We start from the raw sequence: 12023 nt of genomic DNA on the forward strand, positions 1-12023 counted from the left end.
GCCAAACATGTATATCCCATGCCCGATTGGAAAAAGGGCAAACTGACGCAATGCCCCACCATGTCGCAATTGTGACCTATTGCGACGTTTCAAAACGGGGATGCATCGGCCGATGGGTCCAGTTAGGATTCTGTAGACTGCAATTCGGATTCGAGGCCCAAATCCCACGATGAGACGCTATTCCGCCTTTGCCATCGCCCGCGAAGCTGCCCGTTACCACACCGGATGGGGCCGCGCCTGGGCCGCGCCCGAACCAAAACAGAAATACGACGCGATCATCGTTGGCGCCGGGGGGCATGGGCTGGCAACGGCCTATTACCTGGGCAAAAACTTCGGCATCACCAATGTGGCCGTTCTGGAAAAGGGCTGGCTGGGGGGGGGCAACACCGGGCGCAATACCACGATCATCCGCTCGAACTATCTGCAAGATCCCTCGGCCGCGATCTATGAAAAGGCCCGGTCGCTCTATGAAACCATGAGCCAGGATCTGAACTATAACGTCATGTTCAGCCCGCGCGGGGTGATCATGCTGGCCCAGACCCATCACGAGGTCCGCGGCTACCAACGCACCGCCCATGCCAATGCCTTGCAGGGGGTCGAGACGCAATTCATCGGCCCGCAAGAGGTCAAGGACCTGGTGCCGATCATCAATATCGACGGGCCGCGTTACCCGGTGCTGGGCGGGTTGTGGCAGCCTCGGGGCGGGACTGCGCGCCATGATGCGGTGGCCTGGGGCTATGCGCGGGCGTGCTCGGATATGGGGATGGACATCATCCAGCAATGCGAGGTCACCGGCGTGCGCCGCGATGGGGCCCGCGTTGTCGGGGTGGACACCACCAAGGGCGCGATTGACTGCGATAAGCTGGGCATCGTCGTGGCCGGGCATTCGGGCGTGATGGCCGATCTGGCGGGTTTCCGTCTGCCGATTGAATCGCTGGCCTTGCAGGCGCTGGTCTCCGAACCGATCAAGCCGTGCATGGATGTGGTGGTGATGGCCAACACGGTACATGGCTATATGTCGCAATCGGACAAGGGTGAGATGGTCATCGGCGGCGGCACCGACGGGTATAACAACTACACTCAGCGCGGCAGTTTCCACCATATCGAGGAAACGGTCCGGGCGCTGGTGGAAACCTTCCCGATGATCAGCCGTCTGAAGATGCTGCGCCAGTGGGGCGGGATCGTGGATATGACGGGGGATCGCTCGCCGATTATTTCAAAAACGCCGGTGGACGGGATTTTCGTCAATTGCGGCTGGGGCACGGGCGGGTTCAAGGCCATTCCGGGCTCGGGCTGGGCGATGGCCGAGCTGATGGCCAAGGGGCATTCGCCGCTGGCCGGCGAGTTCGGGCTGGACCGTTTCGCCGAGGGCCGTTTCATCGACGAATCCGTCGCAGCAGGGGTGGCGCATTGATGAAGAGCTTGATGACAGTATTGATGCTGCTGGCCGCGCCCGCCGCCGCGCAGCAGGTTGCGCGTATCGTGCCGGCCGATTTCAAGATCCACGCTGAACCGGCCTTGGGCGTTTGCGTGGCCAGCGATCATGTGATCTCGGCGCGCAAGGCGGGGATGGATGTGGCTTTGGTGCTGGGGCGCGATGGCGCGGCCGAGATGATCATTCAGCCCGACCGTTTCGACCGCAAGGCGCTGTTGCCGCAGATCCTGGAGTTCACCTTCGAAGACAGCATGACCCTGCGCGCCGCTGCCCGGCTGAAAAACGGCCGTTTCCTGTTAGAACTGCACGATGGCCAGAAGGCCGAGCCGCTGTTCGTGGCGCTGCGCCAGCACAGCCATTCGGTGATCACCCTGCCGCTGCGCCCCGAAGACCGGATCGGGCTGGATCTGACCACCATGCCCGCCGTATTCGCCCAGCTGGAAACCTGCCTGGCGGAGCAGACACAATGACATTTTCCCCCATTCGGACCGCACGGAGGCACCTATGCTGACCCTGAAATGTCCCTATTGCGGCGTCCAGGCCGAAGAGACCGAACTGCATGCCGGCGGCGAGGCGCATCTGACGCGTTTCGGGCCTGGCTCGACGGATGCCGAGTTTGAAACCTATATGTTCCAGCGCGAAAATCCCAAGGGCGTGCATTTCGAACGCTGGCGGCATGTCTATGGCTGCGGCAAGTGGTTCCACGCCGCGCGCTGCACCACCACGCTGGAAGTGTTCGGAACCTACAGCGCGCAGGTCAGCGCGCCTCCGCAGGACATCAAGGACGCCATCACCGCCAAACGGCCCGGCTGGCGCTGGAGGGAACACGCATGAGCACTCGTCTGGCCCGGGGCGGCCGTCTGCTGAACAAGGGCAAACCGCTGCGCTTTACCTTTAATGGCAAGCATTTCAAAGGCTACGAGGGCGACACGCTGGCCTCGGCCCTGCTGGCGAATGATCAGATGCTGGTGGGGCGTTCGTTCAAATACCACCGTCCGCGCGGCATTGTGGCCTCGGGCGCCGAAGAGCCAAACGCCCTGGTGGGCCTGGGCCGGGGCGCGCGGTTCGAACCCAACCAGCGCGTCACCACCACCGAGCTGTTCGACGGGCTGGAGAGCGAAAGCCAGAACCACTGGCCCTCATTGGAATTCGATGTGGGGGTGGTCAACAATTACGCTGCGCGGTTCCTGCCGGCGGGGTTCTATTACAAGACGTTCATGGCGCCTCGGGCTGCGTGGAAACATCTGTTCGAACCCATCGTGCGCCAATCGGCCGGTCTGGGCAAAGTCCCCAAGGACCGCGACGCCGACACGTATGAGCATTTCTACGCGCATGTGGATGTGCTGATCCTGGGCGGCGGGGTGGCCGGGTTGCAGGCGGCTTTGGCTGCGGGGCAGGCCGGGGCCAAGGTGCTACTGCTGGAGCAAACCGCCCATCTGGGCGGACGCGCGCTGGTGGATGGCGGGCTGATCGACGGGATCGCTTCCGCCGATTGGGTGGCGCAGACCGGCGCGGCCCTGCACGCGATGCCGAACGTGGAAATCCGCCTGCGGGCGATGGGCGCAGGGGTTTACGATCACGGCTATGCGCTGGGCTATGAGCGGCTGACAGATCACGCCCCGCTGGCGCAGGGGCCGCGTCACCGGATGTGGCGCATCCGCGCGCAGCAGATCGTCACGGCCACCGGCGCGATCGAGCGCCCGCTCAGCTTTGCCGGGAATGATATTCCGGGGGTGATGCTGGCCTCGGCTGTGCGCGATTATCTGGTCAATTACGGTGTCTCCATCGGGGATCGCACCGTTGTGGTCACCAATAACGACGATGCCTATCGCACGGCGATTGCGCTGCACCGGGCCGGGCTGATCGTGCCCGCCATTCTGGATGCGCGCCCCACGGGCGGCGGCGCGCTGGCCGCAGAGGCTCGCGCCCTGGGGATCCGTGTGGAAACCGGCAAGGGGATCGCCAGGGTGCATGGGGGCAAGCGGGTGAAATCGGTCTCGGTCTGCCTGCAAGCGGGCGAGGGCGCCGCGCTGGAAGAGATCAAATGCGACGCGGTGGCCATGTCGGGCGGCTGGTCGCCCGTGGTGCACCTGTGGTCGCATTGCGGGGGCAAGCTGATCTGGGACGCGGCGCAGGCGCATTTCCGGCCCGATGCCGCGCGGCCTCCGACCGGGGCGGACGGGGCAGGGTTCGTTCTTGCGGCGGGCAGCGCGGATGGGCAGATGGACCTGTGCGATGCGCTGGCGAATGCCCATCGGGCCGGCCAAGAAGCGGCTGAGCGCTGCGGGTTCCAGGCAGGGCCAGCAGGCGCAGCTCAGGCCCCAGCACAGCCACAGGCCCCGCTAGAGCCGGTGTGGATCATGCCGCAGGGCGCGAATGCCAAGCTGCGGATGAAATCCTGGCTGGATTATCAGAATGACGTAAAGGTCAGCGATGTGCAGCTGGCCGCGCGTGAAGGCTATGAAAGCGTCGAACACACCAAGCGCTACACCACTTTGGGCATGGCGACGGATCAGGGTAAGTTGAGCAATATCAACGGACTGGCGGTCCTTTCTGATGCATTGGATCAACAGATTCCGCGCACCGGCACCACCACGTTCCGCCCGCCCTATACCCCCATCAGCATGGGCGCGATTGCCGGCGAGGCACGGGGTGAGATTTTCCAGCCGCTGCGCCGCACGCCGATGCATGGCTGGCACGAACAGAACGGTGCCCATTGGGAACCCGTCGGCCATTGGCGTCGGCCCTATTGCTACTTGCGGCCGGGCGAAACCGTGGAAACCGCAGTGAACCGCGAGATCCTGCAAACGCGCAATTCGGTGGGGATGCTGGATGCCTCGACCCTGGGGAAAATCATCGTCAAGGGCTCGGATGCGGGCAAGTTCCTGAACCTGATGTATACCAACGCGATGGCCGGGCTGGCGCCTGGCAAATGCCGCTATGGGCTGATGTGCAGCGAAAACGGGTTCCTGATGGATGACGGCGTGGTGGCGCGCATCGACGCGGATACGTTCCTGTGCCACACCACCACCGGCGGCGCGGATCGCATCCACGCCCATATGGAGGAATGGCTGCAAACCGAATGGTGGGACATGCAGGTCTACACCGCCAACGTGACCGAGCAATACGCCCAGATCGCCGTGGTGGGCCCCAACGCCCGTAAGGTGCTGGAGTCCTTGGGCGGCATGGATGTCTCGCGCGATGCGCTTGGGTTCATGGAATGGGCCGATGGCGAACTGTCTGGCATTCCGGTGCGGGTCTATCGCATCTCGTTCTCGGGCGAGCTGAGCTATGAGATCGCCGTGGATGCAGGCCGCGGGCAGGAACTGTGGGACAAGATCGCCGCAGCTGGCGCGGCCTTCGACATCATGCCCTACGGGACCGAGGCCCTGCACGTTCTGCGCGCCGAGAAGGGCTTTATCATGATCGGGGATGAAACCGACGGCACGGTCATTCCGCAGGATCTGGGGCTGAACTGGGCGATTTCGAAGAAGAAGGACGATTTCATCGGAAAACGCGCGCAGCAGCGCCGTCACATGACCGATCCGAACCGCTGGAAACTGGTGGGGCTGGAGACGCTGGATGGCTCGGTTCTGCCCGATGGGGCCTATGCGGTGGCCGAGGGCGTGAATGCCAACGGGCAGCGGAACATGCAGGGGCGCGTGACCTCGACCTACCATTCGCCGACGCTGGGCAAGGGCATCGCCATGGGGCTGGTGCTGCACGGGCCGGACCGGATGGGCGAGGTGATCGACTTCCCCAAGGTGGACGGGCATATCGTCAAGGCGCGGATTTGCGATCCGGTTTTCTATGACAAGGACGGGGAGAAGCAAAATGTCTGAGGCACTCAGCGCATTGCAGGGGGCCCGCGCAAAGGGCGATGTCAGCGTCGAGGAAACCGGCCCGCAGGGGATGATCACTCTGCGCGCGGATCTGGCGGGGCTGGAGGGGGCCTTGGGGCAGCTGGGGCTGACACTGCCCGGCCCGCGTCAGATTGTGCAGACCGGAGAGCGCTCGGCCGCGTGGATGTCCCCCGATGAGCTGCTGATCGTGCTGCCCTATGCACAGGTGCCTCAGGCGCTTGCGGCGCTGCACAGCGCGCTGGAGGGGCGGCATTTTCTGGCGGTGAACGTGTCGGATGCGCGGGCGCTGTTCACGCTGACCGGCGTCCCCGGCGCGGTGCGCGAGACGCTGGCGAAGCTGGCCCCCGTCGATCTGGCCCCCGGCCGGTTCGAGCCCGGCGAGCTGCGCCGCACCCGTCTGGCGCAAATCCCGGCGGCGCTGTGGCTGATGCCGGATGGCAGCGCGCGGGTGATCTGTTTCCGCTCGGTTGCGCAATATGCGTTTGACCTGTTGAAAACCGCCGCCGCAGCGGGGCCTGTCAAATACTTTTAAGGGTTGTATGTGCTGCTTTTGATAGCTACCCATGAATGAATTCTTGGGAGTATGTTATGAAAACAGGTCTTTTGGCATGTCTTGCGGCATTGGGTATGGCCGGGGCTGCAACCGCAGAGATATATGAATGTAAAATGAAATCCCGCGGTAACTACGGCGGTATTTCTGACGTCCTTTTCTATAGTTACGACAGCACCAAACCGAAGGAAATTTGGGTGCATGACGGCCTGACCGAGACCCTGGCGGGCGGTGCCGTCTGGGCAAAGCTGGTGCGTGACGATGAAAAATTCCTGAAACTCAAATGGAGCATCCCCCCGACCCGAACCAAGGAATATGGCTCTACCCCTCGCTACGATTACACCCTGAGCATTCATAAAAAGAAGGGTTTGACCGCCAAAAAGGGGTTGGCTGTCGTCTATGGACGTCCGATTGGTTATGACAACCACTTTGAAGGGCACGGGGCGTGCAAACCTTACAAAAAGAAATAGGTTTTCCTGGAAATCTCTGCTTAGGGCTTGACCTCATGCGTCGAAGTCTACCATCTACGGCAGGACAGTAACGCACGAACCGAAAAGGGTTTTGACCATGGCTTTTGAACTTCCCGATCTTCCTTACGCACACGACGCCCTGGCTGGCCTGGGCATGTCGGCGGAAACGATGGAATACCACCACGACCTGCACCACAACGCCTATGTGACCAACGGTAACGCCGCCATCGCGGGCACCGAGTGGGAAAACAAGTCGCTGGAAGAGATCATCGTGGGCACCTACGACAAGACCGCCGTGGCGCAAAACGGGATCTTCAACAACATCAGCCAGCTGTGGAACCACAATCAGTTCTGGGAAATGATGGGCCCGAACCAGACCGCCATGCCGGGCGAGCTGGAAAAAGCCATCGTTGAAAGCTTTGGCTCGGTGGATGAGTTCAAATCGCAATTCGCGGCTGCGGGCGCGGGGCAGTTCGGCTCGGGCTGGTGCTGGCTGGTCAAAGACACCGATGGCGGCCTGAAAGTCACCAAGACCGAAAACGGCGTGAACCCGCTGTGCTTTGGTCAGACGGCCCTGCTGGGCTGCGACGTGTGGGAGCACTCCTACTACATTGATTTCCGCAACAAGCGTCCGGTCTACCTGTCCAACTTCCTGGACAAGCTGGTGAACTGGGAAAACGTCGCCTCGCGCCTGTAATCTGCGTGACGCGTCGGGCCGAGCCGGCCCAGACAGAATACAGACCCCGCCGGTTTCGGCGGGGTTTTTCTTTTTGATCAAAAATCGCTTGTCGGGGCCGGATTTCCGCGCCACTGTTCCGCGAGCGAGGGAAAATCATGACCGAGTCCAAACGCGGCGTTCTGGCGTTGCTGGTGGCCTGCACCGTTTGGGGGCTGTCGCCGCTTTACTATAAATTGCTGGCCCATATCCCGCCGCTGGAGGTGCTGGCTCATCGCACCTTGTGGTCATGCGCGTTCTTTGCGCTGGTGCTGGCCGGGCAGGGGCGGCTGGGGCAGTTGCGCGGGGTGTTCAGATCCTGGCGCGTGGTGGGGGTGATCGTCTTTGCGGCGGTGATGATCTCGGTCAATTGGTTTGTCTTCATCCTGTCCATCCAGGTCGGCCACGCGGTCGAGGCCTCTCTGGGCTATTACATCTTTCCGCTGGTGGCGGTTCTGATCGGCGTGGTGGTGTTCAAGGAAAGCCTGTCGCCCCTGCAAATCCTGGCCGTCGCGCTGGCGCTGGGGGCGGTGTTGGTGCTGACTTTGGGGCTAGGGGTGGCGCCCTGGATTGCGTTAATCCTTTCAGTGACCTTTGGGCTCTATGGGCTTGTTAAAAAACGCCTTTCCGTGGGGCCCGTCGTGTCTGTCACCGCCGAGGTGCTGCTGCTGAGCCCCATTGCCCTGCTGGTTCTGCTGTGGGAATGGCAGCAGGGCGTGCCGGTCCTTGGCTATAGCCTGTCCGACAGTCTGCTGCTGATGTTTTCGGGGGTGCTGACGGGGGCGCCTCTGATCTTGTTTTCGGCGGCCACAAAGCGGGTCAGCATGGCCACCGTGGGCCTGATCCAATACTTGAATCCGACGCTGCAATTCCTGTGCGCGGTGCTGGTTTTCGCTGAACCCTTCGGGCAATGGCACGCCATCGCCTTTGCCATGATCTGGACGGCGCTGGCGATTTATTCCTTTGCCGCGCTGGTTCAGGACAGGGCGTCGCGCAGGGTCTCGATCACGGCCGAGGGCGTGTCCACCACGGTCAGGAATGCCAGCAGGGACGGTTCGGCAAAGCCCTGATCCACCACATGCTGCACCATATCCAGCAGAGGCTGCCAGTATCCGTCGGAATTGAGCAGCACGATGGGTTTGTCATGCAGTTTCAGCTGGCGCCAGGTCAGCACTTCGAACAGCTCGTCCAGCGATCCCGCACCGCCGGGCAGCACCACGATCGCGTCCGAGTTCATATACATGACCTTTTTGCGCTCGTGCATGTTTTCGGTGACAATGTATCGGGTCAGATCGGTCTTACCGACCTCCCATTTGACCAGGTGCATGGGGATCACGCCAAAGGTCTCGGCCCCTGCGGTCTGGGCCGCGCGCGCCACGGCCCCCATCAGCCCCACATCGCCCGCCCCATAGACCAGCCGCCAGCCCATGCCGGCCAATGCGGCGCCCAGCTCTTCGGCATGGGCTTGATAAATGGGCTTTTTCCCCGAACGTGAACCACAATAGACACAGACTGACACGGTTTTCATGGCAAATAACCCATAGGCAAAAGGTGGTTTTGACCCGTGATAGCGCTGTTGGTATGTTCGCTCAACCGCTGGGGATGAATAAGGCGGGGCTGGAAGGATAACGATGACGAAACAAGCTGGAGTTCTGGGCGGACAGGCCCTGACGATTGCCGGTGCCGTGGTGGTGGCCGCCGGTGTGGCCGGAGCCTATGTACTGGGTGTTTTTGACGGGGACACGCCGCAGCCGGTCGAGGTGGCGCAGCCTGCCGCCCCTGCTGTAACGCCCGAGGTAAAGCCCGAAGCAAGGCCCAAGGCCACCCCCGCGCCCTCAGAGCCCAGGGAACAGCCTGCGCCGGTGGTCTATGCCGCGCCCAGCTTTGATGTGGTGCGGGTCGAGCCGGACGGGTCTACCCTGATCGCGGGCAGCGCCGCCGCCGGGGCCGAGCTGGACGTTCTGCTGGACGGTGCCGTTCTGATCCGGCCCAAGCCCGGCGCGGACGGTAAATTCGCCGGTTTCGCGCAGATCGCGCCTTCGGATCAGCCGCGTGTGCTGAGCCTGCTGATGCGGATTGACGGGCAGGAACTGGCCTCGGATCAGACGGTGATCATCGCGCCGGTGGTGCCGGTTCCTGAGCAAAAGGTGGCCGAGGCTCCGGTGTCCGAAGCGCCCGCCGCAGACCCCGAACAAGAGCCGGCAGCAGAAACGCCCGCGCCCGCAGAGTCCACAGAGCCCAGGGATACGCCGCCCAGTTCGGTGGCTGTCAGCGAGGAAACGCCCGCTCAGCCTGAACCTGCCCAGCCCGACTCCGTTCAGCCCGAAGCGCCGGTTCAGGTGGCCGAAGCGCCCAAAGCCGCGTCCGAAGAGCCGGCCCAAGATCGGGCCCAAGAGGCGCCAGAGGATACCGCCCCCAAGGCAGAGTCCGAGCCTGAGCCCGCGGCCGCCCCTGACCCCACGCCCAAACCCAAAGCGCCAGCCGTCATTCTGGCCGATAAGGACGGGGTGAAGGTGGTACAGCCCGCGCAGACCGAGGCGGACCCCGAAGTGCGGGCCTCTGTGGCGATTGACGCGATCAGCTATACCGATACCGGCGAGGTGACGGTTGCGGGCCGCGGCAAGCCGGGCAAATTCGTGCAGATCTATCTGAATAATGCCGCCGCCGGGGGCACGGTGATTGGCCTTAAAGGCCAGTGGAGCACCGTTCTGGCCGCCGTTCAGCCCGGTCTCTATACCCTGCGCGCCGATGAGCTGGACGCAGGCGGCAAGGTGCTGTCGCGGATCGAGACGCCCTTTAAACGCGAGGCGCCCGAAAAGCTGGCCACCGCCCAGCCCGAAGCCCCCGAACAGCCCAAAGATCCCAACGCGCCGCCGGTAAAGGTGGTGACGGTGCAGCCTGGCTCGACCCTGTGGGCCATCGCGCGGGAAAAATACGGCGAAGGAACGCTGTATGTGCGCGTCTACGAGGCCAACAAAGACCGGATCCGCGATCCCGATCTGATCTATCCCGGCCAGGTTTTCGTGGTGCCTCAGTAGCGCGGCATCGCGACGTCATGCAGAAAAAACGGGGCGCAGGGGCGTCCCGTTTTTGCTTTGGGTGGTCTTTCGGGGCGGGGGGGCCTATGTCAGGACCATTGCAAAGGAAAGCCCCATGCGAAGCCGCCGATCCATACCCCTTTCACCTGATGATCCCACCCAGACCAGCGCCAGCGGCTGGTCCACGCTGCGCCGGGTCGCGCCCTATCTGTGGCCCGAAGGCCGGTTGGACATCAAACTGCGTGTGGTGGCGGCGATGGTGCTGCTGCTGATGGCCAAGCTGGTGACGGTGCTGACGCCGATGTTCTATAAGGGGGCGGTGGATGCTCTGGCGGGCGAGGGCGTGCCGATGCTGGCCCTGGGGGCCGTCGGGCTGACCGTGGCCTACGGGATGGCGCGTCTGATGGCGAACGGGTTCCAGCAGGCGCGCGACGCGGTGTTTGCGCTGGTCGGGCAGCGGGCCTTGCGGGCCCTGGCACTTGAGACCTTCACCCATATTCACCGCCTGTCCATGCGCTATCACATCACGCGGAAAACCGGCGGGTTGTCCCGCATCATCGAACGCGGCGTGAAGGGCGTGGAATTCCTGCTGCGTTTCATGCTGTTTTCCATCGGGCCGCTGATCCTGGAATTGCTGATGATCGCGGTGATTTTTTTCTGGCTGTTCGATGTGTGGTATCTGGTGGTCGTGGCGGTGACGATTGCGGCCTATGTGAAATTCACCTTTGCCGTCACCGAATGGCGGGTGAAACTGCGCCGCAAGATGAACGAGCAGGACACCGACGCCAACCAAAAGGCGATCGACAGCCTGCTGAACTTTGAAACCGTGAAATATTTCGGCGCCGAGGCGCGCGAGGCTGCCCGCTATGACAGCGCGATGGAGGGCTATCAGAAGGCCGCTCTGTCCACGGCCTATTCTCTGTCCCTGCTGAATTTCGGGCAGTCGCTGCTGATCACCTCGGGGTTGATTGCGGTGATGGTGATGGCCGCGATGGGCGTGCAGAATGGCAGCCTGACGGTGGGCGATTTCGTCATGGTGAACGCCTATATGATCCAGATCACCATGCCTCTGAACTTTCTGGGCACGGTCTATCGCGAGATCCGCCAATCCCTGGTGGACATGAGCGAGATGTTCGGCCTGCTGGAACAACCGGCCGAGGTGACAGACAAACCCGGTGCAGGTGATATTGCGGTCTCGGGCGGGCATGTGCGGCTGGAGGATGTGCGCTTCGGCTATGAGGACGCGCGTCCCATCCTGAAGGGGATCAGCCTGGATGTTCCGGCGGGGCAGACGGTGGCCATTGTCGGCTCGTCCGGGTCTGGCAAATCCACCATCGGGCGACTGCTGTTCCGGTTCTACGATGTGCAGGGCGGGGCGCTGACAATCGACGGGCAGGACGTGCGCGATGTGACCCAAGACAGCCTCCATGCCGCGATTGGGGTGGTGCCGCAGGACACGGTGCTGTTTAACGATTCCATCCGCTATAACATCGCCTATGGGCGCGATAATGCCTCGGATTCCGAGGTGATCGCCGCTGCCAAATCCGCGCAGATTCACGATTTCATCATGTCCCTGCCTCAGGGCTATGACACGCAGGTGGGCGAGCGCGGGCTGAAACTGTCAGGCGGGGAAAAACAGCGCGTGGGGATCGCGCGGACGCTGCTGAAGAACCCGCCGATCCTGCTGCTGGACGAGGCAACATCCGCGCTGGACACCGACACCGAGCGCGAGATTCAGGGCGCTCTGGCCCAGGCCGGGCGGGGCCGCACGGTGATCACCATCGCGCACCGTCTGTCCACGATCGCGGATGCGGACCGGATTGTCGTGCTGGAGCAGGGCACCGTGGTCGAGCAAGGCACCCACGCGCAGCTGCTGGCGTCTCAGGGGCGCTATTACAGCCTGTGGACGCGCCAGCAGAACGAAGAGGCCGCCTGACCGCAAGGGCCACACT

General features: G+C 62.9%; 11 protein-coding genes. 10 read left to right on the forward strand and 1 reads right to left on the reverse strand.

The features are described from left to right. The first annotated feature begins 169 nt into the window (after positions 1 to 169). The 8 genes from ACP15O_RS03210 to rarD all read left to right on the forward strand — a co-directional run bounded on the left by ACP15O_RS03210 (position 170) and on the right by rarD (position 8103). Entirely contained in the window at positions 170 to 1414 is a 1245-nt protein-coding gene (locus ACP15O_RS03210) for a sarcosine oxidase subunit beta family protein (RefSeq protein WP_425094595.1), read from the forward strand. A gap of 11 nt (positions 1415 to 1425) precedes the next feature. Then, positions 1426 to 1905, forward strand: a complete 480-nt coding sequence (locus ACP15O_RS03215) for a hypothetical protein (protein ID WP_425094596.1) — start codon at positions 1426 to 1428, stop codon at positions 1903 to 1905. A gap of 34 nt (positions 1906 to 1939) precedes the next feature. Continuing rightward, positions 1940 to 2269 (forward strand): sarcosine oxidase subunit delta, encoded by a 330-nt coding sequence (locus tag ACP15O_RS03220; protein WP_425094597.1) that lies wholly within the window; start codon positions 1940 to 1942, stop codon positions 2267 to 2269. Next, the gene (locus ACP15O_RS03225; protein ID WP_425094598.1) at positions 2266 to 5277 is read left to right on the forward strand and encodes a sarcosine oxidase subunit alpha family protein; all 3012 of its coding nucleotides are present in this window, start codon (positions 2266 to 2268) and stop codon (positions 5275 to 5277) included. The genes ACP15O_RS03220 and ACP15O_RS03225 overlap by 4 nt, the downstream gene beginning before the upstream one ends. Next, positions 5270 to 5830 carry a sarcosine oxidase subunit gamma gene (locus ACP15O_RS03230; protein WP_425094599.1) on the forward strand — a complete coding sequence of 187 codons (561 nt, stop codon included), beginning with the start codon at positions 5270 to 5272 and terminating at the stop codon, positions 5828 to 5830. The genes ACP15O_RS03225 and ACP15O_RS03230 overlap by 8 nt, the downstream gene beginning before the upstream one ends. A 56-nt stretch (positions 5831 to 5886) precedes the next feature. Beyond that, on the forward strand, positions 5887 to 6318 hold the full coding sequence (locus ACP15O_RS03235; RefSeq protein WP_425094600.1) for a hypothetical protein: 432 nt from the start codon (positions 5887 to 5889) through the stop codon (positions 6316 to 6318). Between the two features lie 97 nt (positions 6319 to 6415). Beyond that, positions 6416 to 7015, forward strand: coding sequence for a superoxide dismutase (locus ACP15O_RS03240; RefSeq protein ID WP_425094601.1), 600 nt, complete (start codon positions 6416 to 6418; stop codon positions 7013 to 7015). 137 nt (positions 7016 to 7152) lie between these two features. Then, a complete protein-coding gene (rarD, locus tag ACP15O_RS03245) occupies positions 7153 to 8103 on the forward strand; it encodes an EamA family transporter RarD (protein ID WP_425094602.1) in 951 nt (316 codons plus the stop codon). Here the strand turns inward: rarD and ACP15O_RS03250 are convergent. Then, the gene (locus tag ACP15O_RS03250; protein ID WP_425094603.1) at positions 8010 to 8561 is read right to left on the reverse strand and encodes an LOG family protein; all 552 of its coding nucleotides are present in this window, start codon (positions 8559 to 8561) and stop codon (positions 8010 to 8012) included. The genes rarD and ACP15O_RS03250 overlap by 94 nt on opposite strands. A 103-nt stretch (positions 8562 to 8664) precedes the next feature. On the opposite strand from ACP15O_RS03250, the gene ACP15O_RS03255 reads away from it, so the two are divergent. Together ACP15O_RS03255 and ACP15O_RS03260 are read left to right on the forward strand one after the other, a co-directional pair. Next, positions 8665 to 10071 carry a LysM peptidoglycan-binding domain-containing protein gene (locus tag ACP15O_RS03255; RefSeq protein WP_425094604.1) on the forward strand — a complete coding sequence of 469 codons (1407 nt, stop codon included), beginning with the start codon at positions 8665 to 8667 and terminating at the stop codon, positions 10069 to 10071. 115 nt (positions 10072 to 10186) lie between these two features. Continuing rightward, positions 10187 to 12007 carry an ABCB family ABC transporter ATP-binding protein/permease gene (locus tag ACP15O_RS03260; protein WP_425094606.1) on the forward strand — a complete coding sequence of 607 codons (1821 nt, stop codon included), beginning with the start codon at positions 10187 to 10189 and terminating at the stop codon, positions 12005 to 12007. The last annotated feature ends 16 nt before the right edge of the window (positions 12008 to 12023 follow it).

The sequence above is a fragment of the Youngimonas ophiurae (nom. illeg.) genome (assembly GCF_049803795.1).
Lineage (GTDB): Bacteria > Pseudomonadota > Alphaproteobacteria > Rhodobacterales > Rhodobacteraceae > Thalassobius.

Excerpts from the sequence above, each read along its gene's own strand:
- ACP15O_RS03225 (WP_425094598.1), top strand. The coding sequence starts at position 2,266 with ATGAGCACTCGTCTGGCCCGGGGCGGCCGTCTGCTGAACAAGGGCAAA.
- ACP15O_RS03260 (WP_425094606.1), top strand. The coding sequence starts at position 10,187 with ATGCGAAGCCGCCGATCCATACCCCTTTCACCTGATGATCCCACCCAG.
- ACP15O_RS03235 (WP_425094600.1), top strand. The coding sequence starts at position 5,887 with ATGAAAACAGGTCTTTTGGCATGTCTTGCGGCATTGGGTATGGCCGGG.
- ACP15O_RS03240 (WP_425094601.1), top strand. The coding sequence starts at position 6,416 with ATGGCTTTTGAACTTCCCGATCTTCCTTACGCACACGACGCCCTGGCT.
- rarD (WP_425094602.1), top strand. The coding sequence starts at position 7,153 with ATGACCGAGTCCAAACGCGGCGTTCTGGCGTTGCTGGTGGCCTGCACC.
- ACP15O_RS03220 (WP_425094597.1), top strand. The coding sequence starts at position 1,940 with ATGCTGACCCTGAAATGTCCCTATTGCGGCGTCCAGGCCGAAGAGACC.
- ACP15O_RS03250 (WP_425094603.1), bottom strand. The coding sequence starts at position 8,561 with ATGAAAACCGTGTCAGTCTGTGTCTATTGTGGTTCACGTTCGGGGAAA.
- ACP15O_RS03215 (WP_425094596.1), top strand. The coding sequence starts at position 1,426 with ATGACAGTATTGATGCTGCTGGCCGCGCCCGCCGCCGCGCAGCAGGTT.
- ACP15O_RS03255 (WP_425094604.1), top strand. The coding sequence starts at position 8,665 with ATGACGAAACAAGCTGGAGTTCTGGGCGGACAGGCCCTGACGATTGCC.
- ACP15O_RS03230 (WP_425094599.1), top strand. The coding sequence starts at position 5,270 with ATGTCTGAGGCACTCAGCGCATTGCAGGGGGCCCGCGCAAAGGGCGAT.
- ACP15O_RS03210 (WP_425094595.1), top strand. The coding sequence starts at position 170 with ATGAGACGCTATTCCGCCTTTGCCATCGCCCGCGAAGCTGCCCGTTAC.